General features: G+C 46.0%; 21 protein-coding genes. 11 read left to right on the top strand and 10 right to left on the bottom strand.

What is annotated here, in order from left to right; genetic code table 11:
• Positions 1–164 precede the first annotated feature (164 nt).
• The 4 genes from ACFFJH_RS12765 to ACFFJH_RS12750 all read left to right on the top strand — a co-directional run bounded on the left by ACFFJH_RS12765 (position 165) and on the right by ACFFJH_RS12750 (position 3,083).
• A complete protein-coding gene (locus ACFFJH_RS12765; protein WP_390213189.1) occupies positions 165–611 on the top strand; it encodes a hypothetical protein in 447 nt (148 codons plus the stop codon).
• Positions 612–907: 296 nt separating this feature from the next.
• Positions 908–1,177 carry a hypothetical protein gene (locus ACFFJH_RS12760; RefSeq protein WP_390213188.1) on the top strand — a complete coding sequence of 90 codons (270 nt, stop codon included), beginning with the start codon at positions 908–910 and terminating at the stop codon, positions 1,175–1,177.
• A 557-nt stretch (positions 1,178–1,734) separates the two neighbouring features.
• Positions 1,735–2,913 carry a peroxidase, FMP-type gene (locus ACFFJH_RS12755; protein WP_390213186.1) on the top strand — a complete coding sequence of 393 codons (1,179 nt, stop codon included), beginning with the start codon at positions 1,735–1,737 and terminating at the stop codon, positions 2,911–2,913.
• A complete protein-coding gene (locus ACFFJH_RS12750; protein ID WP_390213185.1) occupies positions 2,910–3,083 on the top strand; it encodes a hypothetical protein in 174 nt (57 codons plus the stop codon). Before ACFFJH_RS12755 ends, ACFFJH_RS12750 begins: the two co-directional genes overlap by 4 nt.
• Before the next feature lie 26 nt (positions 3,084–3,109).
• On the opposite strand, the gene ACFFJH_RS12745 is transcribed toward ACFFJH_RS12750, so the two are convergent.
• Together ACFFJH_RS12745 and ACFFJH_RS12740 are read right to left on the bottom strand one after the other, a co-directional pair.
• Positions 3,110–3,610, bottom strand: a complete 501-nt coding sequence (locus ACFFJH_RS12745; RefSeq protein ID WP_390213183.1) for a hypothetical protein — start codon at positions 3,608–3,610, stop codon at positions 3,110–3,112.
• 253 nt (positions 3,611–3,863) lie between these two features.
• Positions 3,864–4,472, bottom strand: coding sequence for a DUF7010 family protein (locus ACFFJH_RS12740; protein WP_390213182.1), 609 nt, complete (start codon positions 4,470–4,472; stop codon positions 3,864–3,866).
• 319 nt (positions 4,473–4,791) lie between these two features.
• Between ACFFJH_RS12740 and rhlP the strand changes: the two genes are divergently transcribed.
• Entirely contained in the window at positions 4,792–5,571 is a 780-nt protein-coding gene (gene rhlP / locus ACFFJH_RS12735; protein ID WP_390213181.1) for a rhombotarget lipoprotein, read from the top strand.
• A 15-nt stretch (positions 5,572–5,586) separates the two neighbouring features.
• Complete coding sequence (locus tag ACFFJH_RS12730; protein ID WP_390213179.1) at positions 5,587–6,165, top strand: hypothetical protein; 579 nt, start codon at positions 5,587–5,589, stop codon at positions 6,163–6,165.
• Between the two features lie 39 nt (positions 6,166–6,204).
• Here the strand turns inward: ACFFJH_RS12730 and ACFFJH_RS12725 are convergent, their stop codons facing one another.
• From ACFFJH_RS12725 to ACFFJH_RS12710, 4 genes are all read right to left on the bottom strand, one after another.
• Positions 6,205–6,471 carry a hypothetical protein gene (locus ACFFJH_RS12725; RefSeq protein ID WP_390213177.1) on the bottom strand — a complete coding sequence of 89 codons (267 nt, stop codon included), beginning with the start codon at positions 6,469–6,471 and terminating at the stop codon, positions 6,205–6,207.
• 350 nt (positions 6,472–6,821) lie between these two features.
• Complete coding sequence (locus ACFFJH_RS12720) at positions 6,822–7,580, bottom strand: alpha/beta hydrolase (protein WP_390213175.1); 759 nt, start codon at positions 7,578–7,580, stop codon at positions 6,822–6,824.
• A gap of 170 nt (positions 7,581–7,750) precedes the next feature.
• On the bottom strand, positions 7,751–8,836 hold the full coding sequence (locus tag ACFFJH_RS12715) for a DUF5694 domain-containing protein (RefSeq protein ID WP_390213174.1): 1,086 nt from the start codon (positions 8,834–8,836) through the stop codon (positions 7,751–7,753).
• A 206-nt stretch (positions 8,837–9,042) separates the two neighbouring features.
• Positions 9,043–11,229: a TonB-dependent receptor plug domain-containing protein gene (locus ACFFJH_RS12710; protein ID WP_390213172.1), complete on the bottom strand. Its 2,187-nt coding sequence runs from the start codon at positions 11,227–11,229 to the stop codon at positions 9,043–9,045.
• 544 nt (positions 11,230–11,773) lie between these two features.
• On the opposite strand from ACFFJH_RS12710, the gene ACFFJH_RS12705 reads away from it, so the two are divergent.
• Both ACFFJH_RS12705 and ACFFJH_RS12700 read left to right on the top strand, forming a co-directional pair.
• Positions 11,774–12,310, top strand: a complete 537-nt coding sequence (locus ACFFJH_RS12705; protein WP_390213171.1) for a hypothetical protein — start codon at positions 11,774–11,776, stop codon at positions 12,308–12,310.
• Positions 12,311–12,412: 102 nt separating this feature from the next.
• Positions 12,413–13,879, top strand: a complete 1,467-nt coding sequence (locus tag ACFFJH_RS12700) for a S41 family peptidase (protein WP_390213170.1) — start codon at positions 12,413–12,415, stop codon at positions 13,877–13,879.
• Between the two features lie 92 nt (positions 13,880–13,971).
• On the opposite strand, the gene pdxR is transcribed toward ACFFJH_RS12700, so the two are convergent.
• Positions 13,972–15,510 (bottom strand): MocR-like pyridoxine biosynthesis transcription factor PdxR, encoded by a 1,539-nt coding sequence (gene pdxR / locus ACFFJH_RS12695; protein ID WP_390213169.1) that lies wholly within the window; start codon positions 15,508–15,510, stop codon positions 13,972–13,974.
• 84 nt (positions 15,511–15,594) lie between these two features.
• Between pdxR and ACFFJH_RS12690 the strand changes: the two genes are divergently transcribed.
• The 3 genes from ACFFJH_RS12690 to ACFFJH_RS12680 all read left to right on the top strand — a co-directional run bounded on the left by ACFFJH_RS12690 (position 15,595) and on the right by ACFFJH_RS12680 (position 17,806).
• The gene (locus ACFFJH_RS12690; protein WP_390213168.1) at positions 15,595–16,038 is read left to right on the top strand and encodes a GNAT family N-acetyltransferase; all 444 of its coding nucleotides are present in this window, start codon (positions 15,595–15,597) and stop codon (positions 16,036–16,038) included.
• 55 nt (positions 16,039–16,093) lie between these two features.
• Positions 16,094–16,735 carry an FMN-binding negative transcriptional regulator gene (locus ACFFJH_RS12685; protein WP_390213167.1) on the top strand — a complete coding sequence of 214 codons (642 nt, stop codon included), beginning with the start codon at positions 16,094–16,096 and terminating at the stop codon, positions 16,733–16,735.
• Between the two features lie 210 nt (positions 16,736–16,945).
• Positions 16,946–17,806 carry a PhzF family phenazine biosynthesis protein gene (locus ACFFJH_RS12680; RefSeq protein WP_390213166.1) on the top strand — a complete coding sequence of 287 codons (861 nt, stop codon included), beginning with the start codon at positions 16,946–16,948 and terminating at the stop codon, positions 17,804–17,806.
• 114 nt (positions 17,807–17,920) lie between these two features.
• Here ACFFJH_RS12680 and ACFFJH_RS12675 read toward each other — a convergent pair whose 3' ends face one another.
• The 3 genes from ACFFJH_RS12675 to ACFFJH_RS12665 all read right to left on the bottom strand — a co-directional run bounded on the left by ACFFJH_RS12675 (position 17,921) and on the right by ACFFJH_RS12665 (position 20,552).
• Complete coding sequence (locus ACFFJH_RS12675; RefSeq protein ID WP_390213165.1) at positions 17,921–18,604, bottom strand: DUF4253 domain-containing protein; 684 nt, start codon at positions 18,602–18,604, stop codon at positions 17,921–17,923.
• 167 nt (positions 18,605–18,771) lie between these two features.
• Entirely contained in the window at positions 18,772–19,395 is a 624-nt protein-coding gene (prfH, locus tag ACFFJH_RS12670) for a peptide chain release factor H (protein WP_390213163.1), read from the bottom strand.
• Positions 19,392–20,552 (bottom strand): RNA ligase RtcB family protein, encoded by a 1,161-nt coding sequence (locus ACFFJH_RS12665; RefSeq protein WP_390213162.1) that lies wholly within the window; start codon positions 20,550–20,552, stop codon positions 19,392–19,394. The genes prfH and ACFFJH_RS12665 overlap by 4 nt, the downstream gene beginning before the upstream one ends.
• Positions 20,553–21,241 lie beyond the last annotated feature (689 nt).

The following is a 21,241-nucleotide window of genomic DNA, read 5'->3' as shown; positions in this document are numbered from 1 at the left end:
AATTCTCCTCAAAATAGTGCCTTCACCGTTGAAGGCTTGAGATAGAATTGTAATTTTGAATTTCGGAGTTGGTATGCTTTGTTTTCTCCGCGTAGCGGCTTCGTCCAACAATTCATTCAAGCCGACGTTGCTTCGCAACGCGGCTTAATTCAGGCGTTATGCTTATGTTTAAGGCTCTTCTTAAAGCGGTAGGTGGAAAATTTTCGAACTCGAAGCTACCAGCGCCGAACGAAATTTTCGTTATAGATTTCTTTACGCAAAAGGGAGAATTGGCAACGCACGGAACAATGTCGCTTAGTAATGGCTTGTCGAAATCAACGTGGACCATTGGTGACGGAACGACAGAAAGAAAATTTCCGGTTTTTGTTGATGAAGAAATGTTTCGCGACATTTGGGATTTCATTGGTAACACTCCGGATTTAGGTCAATTTCAAGTTCTCTCTTCAGAGGCACAACTTGATTTTCGCAAAAATTTTGTGATAGGAATTGTTTTTGATTTTAAAGAGCAAAGTGGTCAAAGAACTTACCTAGTGCCCCATACCTGTCAATCGACCACCATAATGGACTGGATCCTGAAAATCACAGCACTGTCCGAGACTCAATTGGCATAACATGACTTTCGAAAATGACGCGCATAGTGGCGCTTTCTTTAAATTTACAGATTGGCGCGCGCCTTTCAACACGTAAGGTGTAATAGCCAAAGGCGTATTACACCGTTCAACAGCCATTCGATCAACTGCAAAATAATTTCCATCTCACTCTTTTCGTAGGGTGGATTAGCGTCAGCGTAATCCACCGCTCACTGCTTAAATCACGTATAGCACTTGATCTACTGCTTGCGAACAAGTCACTACATTTTTACCCCCCATATTTACCGTCGAACAATCTCATCGTTCACAGGTCGGGTGTGGCCCGACTGCCACTTACTTTTCTTTGCTTCGCCAAAGAAAGAGTAAGCAAAAGAAAGGCGACCACGCTGCCACTGGCCTTCGGCTTCCCAATTGTGCAGGACAAAAAATGGGAAAGCCTTGAAACTCGCTGCGCTCAGACAACAAGGCTTCCTTTATCCATTTTCTGTCCTGCACAATTGGCAGTGTCAGAAGTGGATAAAGGTCAAAAGCAACATCAAAAGCAAAGTCAAAAACAAGGTCAAAAGATCGTAGGCTGGCGCTGCTAAGCCCAGCATCCTTTGATAGTCGTAACTATTGTTGGGCTTCGCTTTGCTCAGCGCCAACCTATTGGTAGCCCAGCTCAATGCACAAAAGGGAATTCACAATCAAAGACTCACATGGTCTAGTAAAAATCGTATCCTCAAAACTCACATTGATTTACATGTCGAATACGAAAGCAATTGACGTGTAAAGCAGGGATCAATAGCTATGCAAGAAGCACGCTCAGCGGCATATCGCTATCGCTGTTGTGCTTCATCTCAGAGTAGCAAATACGGTCGCCTGGTGAACTCAAAGTATTAGAAAAAATTACTATGAGTTGGCACGATGCTTGCTAAAAATAAAAGTTAGTTTCTCCACGAAATGGGCTCTTTCGCTTTTGCACGGGCAAAGCCCAGTGGCCGTGTCAACGTGGTGAAATTAGGCAATTTTAACGTTTTCCTCGCAGCGAGATCGGCGTCAATACGATGTCGATCCGTGTGAAAGCGCGATGATCACGTCACTAAATTGATACAGATAGTCAAACTATTCCTAGGCGATGCTTTCTAAAGAGGAGAACTTCATCATGACCATTCCACAAAATCCTACACCACCGTATCCAGAGTATTCTGACGCAGTGTTAACTGAGCCAGCTGACTACGGCATCTTAGAACAACTGATAGGCACTTGGGTGAATGTGAACCCAGACAATAATAAAACCGGCTGGGGCTTACACACGACTTGTATGCCATCACCGGGCACCAATACTGAAACTATTTTCGGCATCTTTCATTTCTTATGTGAAGACTATACTGAAGAACTCACTTTTACCCCGGTCGAAGGTGGCGTGCGTAATCGAGGCGGTACTAATGAACAATTCATAGGTGCGATCGAGTATAAACAAAGCATACAGCGCGCCAGTGATGGGGTTGGCTTGCACGAAGAAGTCGGCATGTATTTGTGGGTTGACCAAATGTATAACCATGCCGCGACGGAAGAATCGGTCATAGAAGATAATGGCTATCCGCTCATCTCTATAGGCGCTGGTGCAAACGGCCCTAACTTCGTACCGCCCTATGCGATTGCACGCAGCGGTACGATTCCGCACGGCAGCTCCATTATGTTGACCGGCAGTTTTGCACAAGATGTGACGGGCAAACCGCCGTTCCCAACCGGTACTGATAGTTGGACCAAACCATTTGTGGCGTCCTGGCCCACGATTCAAGTCGCCAACGCACCCGATCTCGCTGCTTCACCATTGGCGATCTCACCTAGCATGGGCGCATCCGCGCTGCTGACACCACCAGATGGCTCGACTGCGGTGCCACTCAATTTGGATGAACCAGCACCAGCCTGGGCCTTTGACAAGTCATTGCCTGTCACTCAACCGGACAGCAATTTAACTTACTTCCAGCGCATCGTCGCCGATCCGCATTATCCGTATTCAGTACGTCCCGATTTACGCTTGCGTGATGCGATCAAAGATCAAAACATCAGCAAATACACGCTGATCCAATTGACCAGCAAACACGACGGCGGACCTCAAGGTGGAATTTTGAATACACCGTTCGTGAAGAAGTTCGCTAACGTCACTGAGATGAGTTTAAACATGTGGCTAGAAACCGTGATCGAAGACGACGGCACAGAAGTCTTACAACTGCAATACGAACAAATTCTCTTCTTTGAATTTATGGTCGGATCGAATGGCCAGACTACACGCTGGCCGCATATTCAGATTAATACTTTGCGCAAGAAAGCTGAGTGAGATTGTTAGATGTACAGGCACAAAAATTGTGCCTGTACATCTACTTAGGTTCATCAGGATATTTACTATTAGATGAGGTGCCGCCAGCGCTATATCTGGTTACTAGCGATGCTAGCGCCAACCGTACCAAACGTGTATCAATACGAAGTAGCATATTAAATGGCATGTGAGGCATGCGTACCAAGCTAGGAGCGAATTAGCGCCCCTTAGCACTACGCGCAAGAACTTCATCTAGTGCAACTAACTCGCTATTACTATTCGTCGAGCTTGGAATACCACCGATACTACTTAGCCGTTTTGGATCAAAAAAAATCTTACCCTCCAGCTCGGTAGCGATTGACCAATGTACTCTACCGGCCTCTTCACTAACGACGATCAGCTTATCGGTGACTGGAAAACTTGGCCCCCATTCGCCTATACGCGATTTAAATTGCCTAATCTGTTCTTGGACTACACCGCGATAGATGCGGGCAACCTTCACCTCCATCATTTGACAGCCGCCAGAGTTCGATATGCAAACGGTCTGACTTCCGTCAGCATGAGTTCGCGACGTGACGGGGCAAGGTGGTGGGCAATTCTCAGTCCCTGAAGGTTGAAGAATCACACGTTGCACATGACCAGTCAGCACGATGTCCTGCGCTGATGCGGTTGAGCAGACGACTAAAAGGATGGCAGCGATCAAATTCAATTTGTTCATGTTTTACTTTTTTCAGGATAAGGAATTTATTTCAACCAACGAAGAAAAATGAAATCAAAATTTGATAGCAAATCTACCGACTTTTCATATGCAAAATCGACTCACCGCGGGCTAATTAGTTTAAGTCTAACATGTGACCAATAACATTGATACTGTATCTAAATCATAATAAACATAAAGTGTCTGTCGACACCACAGGCCTCAACCTTGCACCAGCATTACGATGCAAGTCCCACCTAATATTAAACTATCATCACACTGCAAATTGGGCATTCGACTTACCAGCCCAATCTGCTTGTTGCAATCGCTTCCAACGCAATTCCAAAGCAGCGATACTCACGACATACATCGCTACCACAATCACAGGTTGCAAAACGAAGCTGTGTTCAGGATACATAATCCAAGCGAGGGTGCATAAAATGGTGCGTACGACCGCATGAAATACGCCGACCCAATGCTGTATCAACACACTCAGCGGTAACCACATCAAGCCCGTCAAGATCGCTACTGTAAAAGGTAAGCTACGATAGTTTTCCAAGAAAAATGGAATCGCCAATGCATAACATAAAAAGCTCATCGCGACTGCGGAGAGAAACAGGGTATCGAAAAAATTACGCTTTTTATTTGATTTAAATTTCAATTGCTCGCCAGTCAATTTTGCCAAAAACATCGCTACATAAACAATACTGCCAGTACCAACAAATACCGCCAAAACTTGCGCTCTAGGGCTAAGGAATAGGCCAGTAAAAATCAGCGCAAACCACACCAAAATACCCGCCAAAGGCATCGCTAAAAAACGGCGTTGGCGGAATTCGGCTAGTTGTTGATCCAAAGAGATAGTAGAAGCTAAAGATGATGTCATGATGCACTCCTGATTAAATAGGCTGCTCAAACTATTTGTGCAGCGATGGAGACATCATGCAGGAAAACAATTTGCTCGCGTAGTAGCGCTTGTCATGACTTTAAATGACATTTGTCACTTGATCGTAGCACCGATCAATTTAGCTAACTGTGCCCAACTTGCCGCCTAATTTGCCAGCCAAAGCTAGGCCTTGCGCTCCTAGAAAAATGATTTCAGGTGCGACACCAAGTATCACAATTTGAGACTTTACATAAAAATTCCATCACATTTCTACATCCAAGATATGCTCCGTGAACCATCTCACCCCAACAAGGATCATATGAAAATTCTCAAAACTGTCGCCAGCCTAGCGCTCCTACTTTGTGCTCTATTTTCTCTAAGCGGCTGCGCAAGTATGGCCGGACCGCGAGAATCCAAACAAGCCGCCAGCATCGTCGATTATCTCTATCCCAAAGCGACACAAACGCCGCAACTTGCGCCCAGCATCACCTATCTACGACCACCGATACGCGTTGGCATTGCCTTCGCTCCTAACGATCCTAGAGTACACATGCTTCCAGAAACAGAAAAAATAAAATTAATGGAGCGTGTCAAAGTAGCGTTTGCCACGCAGTCTTTCATCGCATCGATCGACATCATTCCGTCGCAATATGTAAAGCCCGCAGGTGGATTCGGTAATATGGAGCAAGTTGCTCGTATGTTTAACGTCGATGTGATGGCAATGGTGTCTTACGATCAGATTCAGTTCACCGACAGTAATTCTCTGTCGTTTTTATACTGGACGGTGATCGGTGCGTATGTCGTCCACGGCAATCAACACGATACCCAAACTATGCTGGACATATCGGTATTTGATGTCGCCAGCCACAAGTTACTCATGCGTGCGGCAGGTACTAGCCAAGTCAAAGGTAGCGCCAATTTATCGAACTTCAGCGAGCGCTCCCGCACCGCCCGCACCGAGGGCTACCATAAAGCCGCTGATCAATTAATTCCTGGCTTGCAGGCTGAGATTGACCTGTTCCGTGAAAATCTCAAAACGAATCGCAATATACGGGTTGAACCTCGTCTCGGATCTAACGATAATAGCAAGCCTCAATAATCTTCCATGACATCTATGTTACCCAAAAATACGACACGCTATCCACTGTCATTCGTGCTTGCTTGCAGCGCATTTTTTTACACAAGTAGCGCCACGGCTCAACAAGGGAATGAAGTCCCAAGCCTCTGCCAAACGGATGAAAGCAACTTAGTAAGTGCATGGATGGGCAATACCGTGAATACTGAAAGTGGCATTCGCAATAAGAAAGACGGCAAAGTGGTTTCCATTTGCACCAACGCAGACAAACCACCTTACAAAAAAGTCGTCTATCGCTATGGACTTCCTGGAAAAATCGAACTCGACATGCCAGCGAGTGAATCAGCGCCGTTTTATATGTTTAATCGTTCCACGGGACCGCACATGGGCGAAGACTTGGTTTTCTTTAAAAACGGCAACTACACCTACTATGTGGTGATCGCAACGGGACAGGGCAATGGCGTCACACTACGTATTTACAATGACAAAAAAATGATTTTTAAACGCTTTTCGGGAAACTTCGACGGCGAGGATTTTATTTTAGGACCAGCAGAAATCGACCTCGAAGCAAAGAAATCATCTATCTATAAAATCAAAAAAGCGACGCACGACTTCTAAATATGCAGTGCTCGCTAAATTATTTTATTCATTAAAAAATCAATCATGTTCAGACAAAGCACTAAGCAACTCCTCTCCCAATTGGCTTGCTACATTTTTTTGATATGCAGTATTGTTTTGACAGGCGGCCAATACGCGCATGCGACAGGAGAGAGCGACTGCTTTCAGATCAACGATAGCAATGCCAAAAATATTTGCCTTGCAAGCGTGAAAAAAGACAGTAGCTATTGCCACCAAATCAGCCACGCCGATAGTAAAAATATCTGCCTCGCAAAAGTCAAAGGCGAGACAAGTTATTGCCATCAAATTAGCGATTACGATGCAAAGAACACCTGTTTAGCTGGGGTGAAAAAAGAAACGTCTTATTGCTATCAAATGAATGACATCAACGCGAAAAATGCCTGCTTGGCGGAAACCAAAAACGAAGTTTCTTACTGCCACCAAATTAATCAAAGTGACGAGAAAAATTTCTGCCTTGCGAAAATAAAGAAAGAAATAAGCTACTGCCACCACATTAGCAATTCTGATTTAAAACGACGCTGCCTAGCGCGTTAAATAGAAAAGAAATAGCGATGGCAAACAGATGGTTTAAGTGAGAAACTTCAGTAATCAGTAAATACGAAAAAGCAGATACGAAAATACAGATCTAGAATTCGTCAAAAAGTCGATGTTGACAAGGATCGTAACTCGGACAAAACCATCTCCCAAGCCGTAGTGGCGGGATCAATCAAAGCAAAGTGACCGCAGTCCGACAGGCGCAGCAATCGCGTTTTCGGAAAAGCCTCGCAATAGGCGACTGCGAGCTTAGGCGGCACAATCTCATCGTCCTCGCCTTGTACGATAGTCACCGCCACCGATGGCGCTGGCAAACACATGGGATTTACGTCCGGGCGATGCACTGGGTCTTGTCCCAAAAAGCGCTGAACCGCACCATCGCCCAAATTCAGTGCATGTGCCATCTGCAAATCGGCCGCCGGTGCTAGTGCTAGTACACCTTGCAAGCTAAGGCTAGGGCTAACACTCGTGCTCTGCACCGCCGCCCATAATGCCAAATGCCCACCAGCGGAATGGCCGATTAATAGAATTTGACCATTATGTCTCTGCACCTGCGCTGGCAATTGCGCTAACGCCGTCTTGACGTCGTCTAAAGTGACATCTGGCTCACCTGAGATTCTTCGATATTCTATAGTCAAGGTCGTCCATCCTGCCTCAGCCAAAGCACATGACATGGCTTCGGCGTGAGTACGGTCATACTCAGGCTTCCAAAAACCACCATGTATCAGCACGATTAATGCTAACTCGCTACCTTTACTTCCATAGCGAATATCGGCGACTTGATCGGCATGTTCACCGTAGCTAAGGGTCAAGTCGGGAGGGTAGGCAGTGCGGCTGAGGATGGATAAATCTTCGGACATATCAGTTTGAATTTAGGTTAGAACAATCCATTCTAACATTCGCTTAGCTACGAATTCAAAACCAACTTGATTGGCTGTTCCTTGCTTTCTTTAGCTACCGAATTTAGTTTCTTAACTGAATTCGTCAATAGCCAAATCAAACCGACTCGGCTATTTCCAAATACCTACAACTACTTAAGCAATTTGGCCGCATCCACCAACTGCACTTCATGCATCATATTCAAATACGCATCGAAGTAAGGCTTATGGGAAGAGCCAACCACAGTTAACACTTTCGCGCCGGGTTGATTGCCAAATGCACTGCGAATATTCGCCACCATACGCAAATTGCGAGTCTCCCACCAAGCGACATATTGGCGACCATAAAGTTCAGGCGTTGCATGTTTAATGCCACCACCAAAATCAGCAGCAATAAAGGCGCGCACTTTGACGGGATCATTATAGAAGCGATACAGGTTCATCACACCTTGTGCAGAATCCAACTTCGCTTCTAATGCGAGCGATTCTTTTTTCTCAGGGATATTGATTTTGCTCCACATATCTTGCAAGGCATCGCCATACTTGGGCCCAGCCTTGTCGGTAATATCGTCCGCAGTATGATCGTCGGTCGCATACACGCGTTCCAAACCTAATCTCGCCGCCAACACCGCTGCTAGCTCATAGTTCTCATTGTATTTAGGCACTTCGCGATTTAAGAATTTCAACATATTTTCAGGAATACCATCCGCAGCCTTACGCTCGCTAGCATCCAGTCGCAACCATTGCACCAAGGCTGAAGCACGATCATTCGCTGCCAAAAACACCGCCACTAAACGACGTCGCGCTGCAGCGCTCGGCGCGGCCTGAGGCTGTTGCACCCACGTCGTAAGAGTCGTTTGAATTTCAACCAAAGCATCTTGCAAACTGAGACCTAAGGCTTTTTGTACTGGCGCAGGGTCCCAGCAATAATCCTTAAAGACATCAGGATGCGTAACTGCATTGGCGCGCACAAATTCGCACTGTTCACCAGATAAAGCTTCAATCGTGATGATATCTGGCTTAAATTGCGCCAATCGATCTAGCAAACCCGATAGATGGGCCGGATTCAATTTATTGCCATAGGCGCTCAAATGCGGCGATCCCAACACCAAGACTTGAGTCGCCGGACCATACACCTCTTTTTTCCATGAACGCGGATCAAAGTCCGCCGTTTGTGCCTGTACAACGGTATGGAAAAAGCCAGCGCAGCAGGCCAAAGCTAACAAGGATTTTTTCATCGTTTGTCTCCTTCAATAATTAAAGTGAGACTAGCTTATCAAGCACGGTAGATGGGTGAAATGGCAGAGCGATAGATTACAAAAACGTGGGATTACGCTGCATAGTTTGAGGAATGAGTGGCAACGAATATTCGTCGCCACTCTGATACAAGGCATGAAGCACGAAGCGCATCCCCAGCGCCATGCTGAGGATGCGGTGATTTCATTTAAAACTTATACTCATAAGTCATACTGAAATTACGTGCGGTCGGTACGGCTCGTCCTGATTGGCTTCTAGTGTTGCCTACGCTGGCGTAAGTGAAGGAATCGTACGCTTTACCGCCTAAGAGATTGTTCAATGCAAAGCGCAATTGACTTTGTTTGTCGAATTTCCATAAGGCGTAGATATCGACGTTCTTAGGTGTCTTCAAGTATTGGCGCTCAGTCAAACTAATTTGCTGCCAATGTGAATCTTGAATTTTGGCGCTGACACCGGCCGTGAGCGGGATATCTTTAGCACGGTAGTTGGCACCAAAAGTCACGACGTATTGATACGGCGTTAGTGAGTTATACGGTGTCGCTAAGTCTTTGACATTCGACCAGAAGTGAGAATAGCTGGCAGAAAAATCCATGTCAGGCGCATTATCCATCCAACGTTTTAATGGAAATTGTGTGGAAAGCTCTAAACTTTGACTTTGTGCAGTCCCTGCATTCACAAATCGTTTCCAATATGCCTTGTCGGCTTCAAATACCACCTCACGGTGAATGTCCTTAATCGCTTGTGCTTTGGCACGAATCGCATAATTGAGCCCATCTTTGCCGTTATGTTCAAACGCGGCATCTAAACTCCATGAAAGCTCAGGACGTAAGTTAGGGTTACCGACAATGTTCGGGCTTTCGATGGAATTATTGATGACATAAATCTTCGGCATCAAGAGTTGTGTGCCTTCTGGTGCTTTAAAGGTACGCGATACACCAAGACGTATCCTTTCCGTATTCTGTGGGTCGAGCTGCCACATAGTTTGGATCACAGGGCTCAATACACTGGCGCGATTAGTCACTTTATCGCCGTCGTTATTTTCGGTACGTATGCCTTGCGATTCCCAACGCAGGCCGAGAGAAACTGAGGAGTTCTTCTTAAATTTCCAGTCGTCTTGTACAAAGAACGCCGCATTATCCATGACCGAATTCGCATTATGTGGACGATAAATCGATGGTTGATTGCTCGCGAATTGATCACTCTGGTTATTGTCGACATCGACGTTCGCACGCCAGCCAGACCAACCCACTACCAAATCGTGTTCTGCATTAGTTGGTATATTTAATTTACCGTTAGTGATACCTACCATCACATGCACATCGGTATTTAAATCACGATTGAACTTAAGTGTGCCATCGGGTTGGTAGTTTTGTGAGTGTGAACGAGCAATAAAGCTTTGAGATTGAAAGCCTGCCGTGACATCAACACCGATTTGATTATCGAGACTAGTGACTGCCTTGAGCGTACTACCAAAATTGGTACCTTGATTTCTGTCTTTGGAAGTTGTTTTTCCGATTTCAAATACGCGGCCTGACAGATTGTTGAACTGACTGGTGCCTTCTGAGTTAAAGCGATTGTGAGCAACGATAGAAGTCGAGGTAAAGTTAATATTCGAATCGGTTTTGTATTGAATACGCGGAGAAATACGCAGAGATTCATCACTACGCCTGCTATTGGTGACGTTCTGAAATTGGCTCTTAGTACCTAATAACACATTTTCATTCACATAATTGGTGGTCGAATCGTCTGATTGACCAGCGCTAATACGATCTTTGGATAAGCTAACACTGACAGTATGTGAGAGATTGCCGTTTTTATCGGAATGAAACCAATCGACGCTACCATTGTTTTGGAACATATGACCGATACTGGCCTTGATACTGTGCTGCTTATTAGACGCCGCTTTTTTGAGAATAATATTGATGGTACCGGCCATCGCTTGCGTACTAAATTGCGCATTCGCTCCGCGATAAATCTCTACGCGATCAATCATATTCAGCGGAATATCTTCCACGGTAATGCCACGCGGTGCTTCACCATCAATCAGAATTTGGGTATAACCAGCCGCCATCCCTAACAGGTGCAATTTGTTATTGGTCACTTGGACACCAGGCACACGTTTCATCGCTTCGACAATATTATTGTCGCCAAAACGCGTGAGTTCAGCATTACTCACGATAGAGCGCGAGGCTGTTTCGGTACGTGCAAATTCTTCTTGAGATTTGCCTTGGATTTCAACGCGCTGCGTTTGTGCTTGCGCTTGAGTCTGTGCTTGGGTCTGCACCTTGGCGTCGCTAGCCTGCTGCGCATGCGCAGAGACAGCTATGACGTTGCAGAGAATAAGAGTGATGACTGAACTTTTTGGTATTTGCATGATTGCCTCAAAAGAAAAAACGGTACTAGCTGCTGTGTAGCTATTAGCTACGTGTTGACGGCTCGCACTGTATCGAATTTGTCTTTTTGTTTTAAGCGACATGCGACGAAACGACAAAAACCGACCCTGAAAAAACAAATTACCGTGTCGAAGTAATTTCAAAGAAATGAAAAATCAGTGTTGAAGAAGCATGCCCAAGCCAGTTTTTGTGCAGGAAGAAATTCAGAAATATCGCTAAACGTTCACCCTAGCCTAAGGGACGTTCCGCAACAGTCGCTGAGTCAATTGAGCTACGAGAAATCATTGAGCACCGTATTTTTCTAAAGATAGAAACGGCATCCAAGGTCTCTACCTATGGCGCTTAGATCTCTCAATTCACGCTACCGATTTCCTAGGTTTTGTCGCCCATTTTCCCTATTTCGTCGGAATTGATTCGTGCAAAAAAGTATAGCCAATTACCATTTTCATGGCGATTCACCTGCTTACGTCGCTAGCATGTCAAACACATGCATAGTCCCAACAAACCAAGTTATTTGGAGCATGCATGATTCACAAGAACAAGTTTAATTCACTGATTTTTTCTCTCTTTATCCTTGCCATATCAATCAGTTCGAGCGCCTTCGCACAGCGTGGTCCTTCGACTGAGGAAGAACGCGCACGGGTCGTCGCACTCGCTAAAGCCTCTGATCTTGATCCCCGTGCCGTCATGGAATCCGAAGATGGAATGTGGTTTTTAAACTGGCGCCGAGAAGTCCCTGAATACGAAATCGGACTCGATAAAGGCGCTTACTGGGCCAAAACCGCAGTCAAAGGCGATCTACGCAAAGCGACGCGCTTTCATCATCTGCTGAGCGTTGCGGCGTTTCAAGTTCAACACCAGATTTTAAACCCCAAAAAAAATCCCGAGGACGAACTTGCAGTAACACAAGCAGGTATCGAAGGCTTGTTGCGTGCTTACGAAAACCTATTACCACGACGTCCAGCAAATTTTTCCAAAAAAATGGATGAAGCGCTCAAGCGCCGCAACATGGTCGATCTGAAAGCATTCGTTATCAACCTGCCGCCGATTCCCGAAGATTGATAAGAAGCATTGATCCACAGGTAATTTTTATTGAGCCCATTTTTCCATCATCCCTATTCCACATCGAAATCAACTATGTCTATCAATTTATCTAGGACGCTCATGAGACGCGCCTTACTCGCTACCTTCAGCCTGACTATATTCAGCCTAAGCTCGCTCAGCCTCACTGCCTCCGCTATCGCACAGGTCAACACATTCACCCCTAAGCAATTACAGGAAGACTTACAGATCGCCAAACAAGCGCTAGAAGAAGGCCATGGTGGCATTTATCGCTACACTTCCAAAGCGATGGTCGATCAACACTTTAGCGATGCGCAACGAGCACTCGATAACAGCACCGATGCTTTGGGCTTTTATCGCCTGCTGAAACCCGTAGTCGCCAGCATTGCTTGCGGTCATACTACAGCCTTACTTCCTAGAACGATCAAAGACGCGCTGAACAAAACCTCGCTATTCCCTATGGATGTGAAACTAATCAAAGGCCGGGTATTCGTTTTCCGAGATTTTGCCGAAGGTGGCAAGCTAGCTGGACGAGAAATTCTAAGCATTAATGGCATACCGACTCAGCAGATAGTCAACACCATGACCGTCGCAATGCACGGCGACGGTAAAATTCCCAGCATGCGTGCCATAGAAGTAGGACGTGCATTCAAAGAGCAGCTCTATACCTTGCTGGATATGCGTGAGCAATTCAAAGTCACCTTACGCGATGCCAAATCTGGTCGCACCGAACAACGTGATATTGCAGGACAGGAATTCAGCAGCTTAAAACAAGCTTCTCTCATGCTGTATCCGCAAGACCAAGATTCGATACGCTATCTCAGCTATGCATTCTTAGACGATGGCAAAATCGCGCACGTTAAAATCGATAATTTCAACGATGCCGAAGCGGACGAGGACGGCGCATCTATGTTGCAAACCGTATTTGAAGCTATCCGCGACAAAGGATCAAAAACCCTCATACTCGACCTGCGCGATAACGGTGGCGGCGAAGATGCATTGGGCAAATTACTCTTCTCGTATTTGGTCGATAAACCGTTTTCTTACTACGACCAACTCACCGTCAAAACGGATCATTACGCCATGAGCCAATACGCGGAAAGACCGATTCAATTAAAAGCAAAATGGCTATCGGCACGCCCCGATGGTCAATTCAACTTTCTAAAACATCCTAATCTCGGCTTACAACAGCCCAGCTTGCCGACGTTTCAAGGACGCGTCTTTATCCTCATCAATGGTGGCAGCTTTTCCACCACAGCCGAATTTCTGACACAAGCGCATACCCATAAGCGCGCCACTTTCATTGGTGAAGAATCAGGCGGCGGCTATTTTGGCAGCACTTCCGGCAACAATATGATTTTGACCTTACCCAACACCAAAGTGCGATTAGTTGTGCCACTCATGACCTACCAATTAAGCACCTTAGGTCCGCATGCAAACGACCGCGGTGTGATGCCTGATTATCCGGTACAACGTACGATAGAGGATTATCTCAAAGGCCGTGATCCCGAATGGGAATTAGCATTAAAACTGGCACGGCTATCGAATGCTAAGGCTGTCAAAAAATAGGCGATTTAGATGACAGAGCGGAGCTGATGAATCGCGTTATCAGCGCAGGTTTTAGCTACTAGTTGTCAGAAAAATGGTTCGAAAAGGCGCTATCAAGTAGTTGAGCGTGATCGCTTCGTTGACGACAACACCTCACGTAAGAGCAAACTACTCGACATGATTTCATCTTCATTCAACGAAGAGAATCCCAACAATAAGCCGGGTGAATATGCGGGACTCACATACTCCGCTCTTGGCGACAGGAAGAACGACAAGGGTCGCAATTCCAAACCCGCAGCCGCGCCAGCTTGCACCACGGCAGCCTCCGAACGTCGCGTCCTAAAATGCACAGCGAGGTCCAGTCCACCATCAGCGTGGCCACAATCTAGCTCGTCTGCGAGATAAAACTGAATGGCGTCCAATAGTGTCGCTTGCCTTTGGGCGTATAGCTTGCGCGTACGTTTGATGTGTCGACCAAAGTGTCCTTCACTAATGAAGTCGGCCAATACCATCTGCGGCACAATCGCGGTATGTCGATCAAGCATCGATTTTGCTTGAATAACGTGAGCCACTAAATCTGTTGGCACGACCATGTAACCAAGACGCAAACCTGGAAATAAGACTTTCGACATGGTGCCGACATAAACCACATTGCCATTGTTGTCCAGGCTTTGCAGCGAAGCGATAGGTGCGCCTTTATAGCGGTATTCGCTGTCATAATCATCTTCAATAATCCACGCCGAATGCGCTTTAGCCCACGCCAATAAATCTAAGCGCCGTTGCAAACTCATGGTCATGCCCAAGGGAAGATGGCGCGATGGCGTGACGCAGACGACTTTTGCATGCAGATAATGTCGTGCCGCAAAATCGACATCGAATCCCTCTTGATCGACAGGTATATGACACACCTCAGCTTGCGCTGCATAAAGGGCAGAAATCGCCCCGCGATAACCTGGCGATTCTACCCATGCACGCTCCCCGGGATCGAGCAAGGTGCTGGCTAATAAATATAAGGCTTGTTGTGAACCCGAGGTAATGATGATTTGCTCTGGCAGGCAATCCACCCCTCTCGACGTTTTTAAATAGACGGCTAATAACTCGCGCAGGCGAGCATCTCCTGCGGGATCACTATAGCCAAGTTTGTTCTCATGATGACGCCAGCGACGTGCTTCCAAGCGCGACCACACATCAAATGGAAACACATCTAAACCGGGCATACTCACTCTAAAGGCGCGCGACTTGTCGTGATGCACTGGTGCCGGACTGGCAAATTCTAGAAATTGTCGTCCTCGCTTCGATAAGGCTGGCGCGATTGGCGTCGTTGTTGTGGTTGGCATAGTTGATTTCGTTGATTTTGTATGCACCAGTGTTCGCTTCGCGGGAGGCTGAGGTAAATCAACATTGACATAAGTGCCTTTGCCGACTGTTCCCGATAGATAGCCTTCTGCTAGCAATAATTCATACGCGTTCAACACCGTTTGTCGGGAGATAGCCAAATGCTGACAAAACTCTCGGCTAGGCGGTAGCTGCATTCCGACTGGCAGCGCGCCGTTCAAGATCGCCTGTTTGATTGCGGCGTACAGTTGCCGAAACAGTGGCGTATCTGAATTGCGCGTGAGCTGTAAGGACGTCAAAAATAAAGAAATATGCATCGTAAGTGCGGTTCACGTTATCGGTATTGCCAAAAAATTGGTAGCTCAATATTAGCTCTAATTGGCACTTTTAAAAAGCCAATCATGTACCTACAATTTCCTGCATTCACACCACAGAGCTACTCCATGCAAACTATTCACTACCGACTCGACGCCAGCATCACGCCAACCCAGCTTGCTGAAATTTTTCAACGTGCGGGCTTAAAACGTCCTACCGAAGATCTAGCAAGAATGGCGCAAATGCTGGAGCATGCCAGCTTATTGATCACGGCTTGGGACGATGAAAAATTAATTGGCGTTGCGCGCTCCCTCAGCGACTTCTGTTTTTGTTGCTACTTATCCGACCTCGCGGTCGATCAAAACTACCAACACAAAGGTATAGGGAAGCAATTAATTCATTTGACGCGAGAAAGTATCGGTACGAAGACGACGCTCCTGCTACTTTCCGTACCAAGCGCCATGACTTACTACCCCAAAGTAGGTTTTACAGCCGTGGCAAATGGATGGACGATACAGCGCACACAATAGCTTCCCACACACAAATAGGCTTTTTGCATTTCTCTTATGGCGAATCAATCGAATCATGTACACCCCAAAACATTTTGAAGTCAGCGATCACGACAGCTTGTTTCAACTGATGCAAAATTATCCTCTGGGAACTTTGATCACAGTCGAAGAAGACGGCATTAACGCTAATCATATTCCGTTCGAAATCGTCACACCGAATACAGAAGCACCGTTTGGCATGCTACGCGGGCATGTCGCGCGCGCCAATCCGGTATGGAAAAATCTCAATGTTTTACACGAAGCCTTAGTCGTGTTCCAAGGACCGCAAGCGTATATAACGCCAGCATGGTACGAGGAGAAACAGCTCAGCGGCAAAGTCGTTCCCACCTATAATTTTGCGGTGGTACATGCCTATGGTCGATTGCAGATCAAAGACGATGCACAATGGCTACGCCAACATCTCGGACACCTCACTGATCAACAAGAACGCCAACAAACCATACCTTGGAAAGTAGATGATGCGCCCAATGATTATGTTCAAAAACTAATGAGCGCGATCGTTGGTATAGAAATCCCACTGACACGCCTAAGTGGTAAATGGAAAACAAGTCAAAACAGATCACAACAAGATCGCATCAATATAGCCGCAGGCTTACGATCTGGCCAAGATGCAACGGCACATGGCATGGCTGAGCTAGTTACACAGCAAAGCTCTTAACTGAAAACAAAAATTATGACTACCGAATAAGCACATTATTTCTGAAAGGACGGCGCGATTGATTGCTATCATGCGTGACATTTCATCTAGCGGATTTTTGGTGAAATTCATTAGGCTAAGCAATATTATATGTACCTAATTATTTGAAGATAGTAGGGTTAGGCTTAGGGTTCACTAGGTTTGTGACCTTATACAAGAAAGGAAATTTTGGTGAATATCGAAGTCACTTTGGTCAATGCATTTACGGCCAATGGAAAAGGCGGAAACCCCGCTGGCGTTGTCTTTAATGCTGATCAATTATCGGATGCGCAAAAACTAAAAATTGCCCAAGCTGTTGGATACTCAGAAACGGCCTTTGTTTCTCAGGATGATGAAGCTGATTTTGAGGTCTCATTCTTTACCACAACAGCTGAAGTAGATTTTTGTGGACACGCGACGCTTGCTACTTTTTCCACCATGTACCAAAAGGGGATGATTACCGCCGGTTCTTATGTACAACGCACGAAAGCTGGCTTGCTATCCGTGCTCATCGAGCCAAATGGCAAGGTAGTCATGGATCAGCAATTACCTCAAATAATAGATTGCTTTTCATACCAAGCAATTTCGAGAGTGATTGGTATTGAAAGTCGCATACTAGAAAGCACACAGTTACCAATTGAAGTTATTTCAACCGGACTACCTGATGTGATGATCCCGGTTCCTAGTGGATATTTGGATGCAATAAAACCTGATGATAAACTGATCGCGGACTTTTGCAAAAAGCATCAAGTGATTGGCTTTCATGTTTTTGAACTATACGAGCAAGGGAGTAAGTTCACCGCAAGTTGTCGTAACTTTGCGCCATTATTTGGAATCTCCGAAGAATCCGCTACCGGTAGCGCCAGCGGTGCCTTAGCCTGTTATCTCGCAGAGCATCTCGCTTTGGGGAATGATTATGTTTTTGAACAAGGCAGGGCAATGAATTGCACATCGATCATTACCGCATCCGTTAAGACGGATAATTCAAGGGTAACTGAAGTAAAAGTAGGCGGCTTTACGGGTAGTGTTGATACTATGTTTATTACTTTATAGTGTGCATTCGTATAGATTGAGACTGCTGTATTGGTAGATCGAACCTGACATCATTTCGCAATTGCACAAACAGCAGTCCGATCTAATACATCGAATGCGGTATGCTGAAACACCTCAATCCCACCAAAAATACCAAACCTCGGCATTCAACAAGCTTGCAGCCAAATTAGAAATCGTCTCGCAACCTTGATCGACAATATCCGTGCAATACCAATATTGTTGCCATGCGAGTTTGATCGCGGCTTCTTTGGTACGCGGGGGATTTGTAACTATGCACTCAATCACATCACCTGAGACGCTCACGATTTCTGCGCCGAATTCTTTTTGCCAGTATTGATGCATCGCACAGTGAACGATGGGATCGGGGCAATCGTTCCAGCCACCATATTTTAAGGTCGCAGGTAAATGCCAAGGCTGGGCAATTTTTACTGCCCCTAAAAAGACCTCAGGCTTCAATTCGCCACTAAGAATATCACGATGTAGTGAAATCGCACCCTTTTCAACAAGGTCATCAGGCCACTCACCTATCACCTCATCGTCACTAAATTCATATTCTTCAGCTTCTGCACGACGTTCTTGAATCCACGCCGCTACGTCCAACTGCGTCGCTTCATCTAGTATTTCATCGACGGACTGTTCGTTATATTCAGCCGCTTCTTGCAAGCGCTCTACATCGGCGGCATCACCGATCAAAAAAGGATAATCGCCTGTTTGAGGATAAGCACCACGCAGTTTCATCAGCGTTTCAATCGCTGCTGCGCCTGTGGTTTTGCTTGTCGTAAAAAGATCTATATTCATATTTTTCAATCAACGATAGAGATACATTTAAGATTGGATTTATGTTGCATCGACACTGTCCTATTTAATAAATGTTATGTCAAGATTTAATGCGTTTTACATGCTCAGGCATTTAACGCATTAAAGTCCCAGACTCAAATCATTATCGCTCCCCCTTCATCACGACATCACCTACGCTTAAATTCAAGACCAACAAACACCAAACCAGCACCGCCACGCTCCAATTCAAAGTGACTGAGTCGCCGGTCACGGTTTTGTTGACGTGCTTGCTGCTCATCACGTTCTGCAAGTTTTTGTGCAATCAAAAGCGCCGCCAATTTTTTATTTGCGTATTGGCTGCGTTCGGTTTGCACCTTCACCGTGATCCCACTTGCCAGATGCGTGGCGCGAATTGCGCTATCGGTCTTGTTGACGTGTTGCCCGCCTGGGCCGCTGGCGCGACAGGCTTGGTAGCTAATCGCGTGATCAGCAGCACGCTGTGCGCACTCAAATAAGCGTACGCCGATAAACCAATTTTTACGCGGGTAACGCAAACGATAAGGGCTTACACATATCCACTGCAGACTACCCTGCCATTCCTGTATCCATGTGGTCGATGAATTCGCATCATCAGCTTCAAGACTCAGCAATAAGGACTTGTAGTTAGCTGCTCGCGCAGCGCTAACGCTCTCGACTAAGTCTAGGCGACAAGCATGGCGCTTGGCTTCGGCTTGCAAAGCTTGCCAGGCTTTCGCCACCCCAAGGCAACATTCTTCGGGTCCTTGACCCGCGGTGATTTGCACTAAGATCATACGCAGCACCCACCCGAAGTTTTATAACTGATCAAAGGCTTGAGCTTAGCGACCAGCTTGATTAAACCCGCCTCTTGCAGCGATTCAATCACACTGTCAATAGGTTTGTAGGCCTCTGGCGCTTCTTCAAAAATCAGCCCTTTATCATGGCACACCACCCGACTATCCAACGCGGTTCTGCTTAATTGCGCCGCGGTGTAGCGCTGCTTAAGACGCGCTTCACATTCGCTACGCATCCACTTTCGCCCAGCGCCATGCGCCAGTGAAAATAAACTATGGCTGGCCAGCTCACCATCTAGCGCTTGCACCACGAACGAATAATCACCACGCGAACCAGGAATCACGATTAAACCTTGATCCGCTGGTGCCGCACCTTTTCTATGCAAAAAGCCGCGCACACCATCAATGCTGACTTCACTCAAAAAATTGTGATGAATGTCTAAGACCGGCTCGGCCTGCATCGCCAAATTCACACAGATACGCTCGGCAATTAAACCCCGATTACATCGCGCAAAATCCAAGGCTTGCTGATGTTGCTGCCAATACGCGCTTGCAGCAGCCTCATCTTCAGCCAGCCCATGATGTCCAAACTGATCAATATGCTCGCGCAAAATCTGCCCACCCAAACCGCGTGAACCACTATGCACCAACAACATCAGCTGTTTGCGATCCAAGCCCTGCGCAGAGAAAATCGCTTGATCAAACACCTCGGTAATTTGCTGTAACTCAGCAAAATGATTACCGCCGCCTATCGTGCCCAAGCTAGCTTCAAAGCCACTATCTTGCAATTGGCAAGCACGCACGCGCTCGTGCCAATAATCGTTTTGCTCGATCAGGGGCGCATCGATATTGCCCAAACGTTTGACTAATTTGTCGAGCGAAAGCTTAGCAATAGGCAGATCGGTTTTTAATAAACGCATACCGCAACCGATGTCGCCACCAATCAATGCGGGATAAAAGCGGCCAATCGAAAAGAAAGCCGCACCCACAGGATAGCCACGCCCCGGATGTAAATCAGGCATACCAACCACCCTGTGCATACCAGGCAGTTTTGCAGTCGTTTGTAATTGCTGGATTGCGCCTCCTTCAATCCATGTTTTTGCTGAGGCGATCACAGAAACATTTTCTGCGATGAGTTGTAATGAGGAATTGCCCATTCGGTTTCAACCTGTAAAAATGCAGGTCACCGCCAGGACGTCTTGGTCGTAATTCTGTTTATCTAAAAATTTTCTGCTCTACAATCTGCTGTATTTGCTTAGTCAGCGTGTAGAAGTGAAAGAACTACGCTTAAGCCTGACGCAACCCGCTAATAAAAAAAGCGTGGAGTGGGAACAGGTTGATTGCATTCATGATGAGCTCCTTTTTATTGTTATTATGAGAGAGTGGGAAATTGAAGTCGCTGTGAACTTCGGGCTTGATTATAGCAAGGATTGTTTTTTTTAAACAAGCGGTGGTTGGATTGCTTGATCCTCGCGTTTAACCTTTCAGCACCGCAGAGCTAGCAAAACTATACTGCAAATTGTCCAACTGAAAACGGAAATTCACGCTCACTAATAGCTTGATTAGGGAGTGAACTCAGTGGGTCAACATCGCTTGATCAGACCATAGACATGGTAAAACCACCAAGAATCACACCCACTGCAGCATGCTAAATGTGTCTGTTTATTGCGATATTTCACATTTCTTAAAGAGTTATAGGTTTAAGATAGAACACATACATCGTGCGAATTCTCATTTTTTCATTATGCGAATTAAAGAATGTCATTCAACAGTTCAATTAAGTTGCAAGTTAGATGCATTAAGTAAATTCTTTAATGCATGCCTTAATTAAAGATACCGTTAAAAA

Source organism: Affinundibacterium danionis, assembly GCF_042432465.1.
GTDB lineage: Bacteria > Pseudomonadota > Gammaproteobacteria > Burkholderiales > Burkholderiaceae_D > Undibacterium > Undibacterium danionis.
Note: the sequence above shows the minus strand (reverse complement) of the source record. Positions and strands in the feature narration are given on the sequence as shown.

Excerpts from the sequence above, each read along its gene's own strand:
- ACFFJH_RS12730 (WP_390213179.1), top strand. The coding sequence starts at position 5,587 with ATGTTACCCAAAAATACGACACGCTATCCACTGTCATTCGTGCTTGCT.
- ACFFJH_RS12700 (WP_390213170.1), top strand. The coding sequence starts at position 12,413 with ATGAGACGCGCCTTACTCGCTACCTTCAGCCTGACTATATTCAGCCTA.
- ACFFJH_RS12665 (WP_390213162.1), bottom strand. The coding sequence starts at position 20,552 with ATGGGCAATTCCTCATTACAACTCATCGCAGAAAATGTTTCTGTGATC.
- ACFFJH_RS12765 (WP_390213189.1), top strand. The coding sequence starts at position 165 with ATGTTTAAGGCTCTTCTTAAAGCGGTAGGTGGAAAATTTTCGAACTCG.
- ACFFJH_RS12755 (WP_390213186.1), top strand. The coding sequence starts at position 1,735 with ATGACCATTCCACAAAATCCTACACCACCGTATCCAGAGTATTCTGAC.
- prfH (WP_390213163.1), bottom strand. The coding sequence starts at position 19,395 with ATGATCTTAGTGCAAATCACCGCGGGTCAAGGACCCGAAGAATGTTGC.
- ACFFJH_RS12675 (WP_390213165.1), bottom strand. The coding sequence starts at position 18,604 with ATGAATATAGATCTTTTTACGACAAGCAAAACCACAGGCGCAGCAGCG.
- ACFFJH_RS12715 (WP_390213174.1), bottom strand. The coding sequence starts at position 8,836 with ATGAAAAAATCCTTGTTAGCTTTGGCCTGCTGCGCTGGCTTTTTCCAT.
- ACFFJH_RS12745 (WP_390213183.1), bottom strand. The coding sequence starts at position 3,610 with ATGAACAAATTGAATTTGATCGCTGCCATCCTTTTAGTCGTCTGCTCA.
- rhlP (WP_390213181.1), top strand. The coding sequence starts at position 4,792 with ATGAAAATTCTCAAAACTGTCGCCAGCCTAGCGCTCCTACTTTGTGCT.
- pdxR (WP_390213169.1), bottom strand. The coding sequence starts at position 15,510 with ATGCATATTTCTTTATTTTTGACGTCCTTACAGCTCACGCGCAATTCA.
- ACFFJH_RS12720 (WP_390213175.1), bottom strand. The coding sequence starts at position 7,580 with ATGTCCGAAGATTTATCCATCCTCAGCCGCACTGCCTACCCTCCCGAC.
- ACFFJH_RS12690 (WP_390213168.1), top strand. The coding sequence starts at position 15,595 with ATGTACCTACAATTTCCTGCATTCACACCACAGAGCTACTCCATGCAA.
- ACFFJH_RS12740 (WP_390213182.1), bottom strand. The coding sequence starts at position 4,472 with ATGACATCATCTTTAGCTTCTACTATCTCTTTGGATCAACAACTAGCC.
- ACFFJH_RS12685 (WP_390213167.1), top strand. The coding sequence starts at position 16,094 with ATGTACACCCCAAAACATTTTGAAGTCAGCGATCACGACAGCTTGTTT.
- ACFFJH_RS12705 (WP_390213171.1), top strand. The coding sequence starts at position 11,774 with ATGATTCACAAGAACAAGTTTAATTCACTGATTTTTTCTCTCTTTATC.
- ACFFJH_RS12710 (WP_390213172.1), bottom strand. The coding sequence starts at position 11,229 with ATGCAAATACCAAAAAGTTCAGTCATCACTCTTATTCTCTGCAACGTC.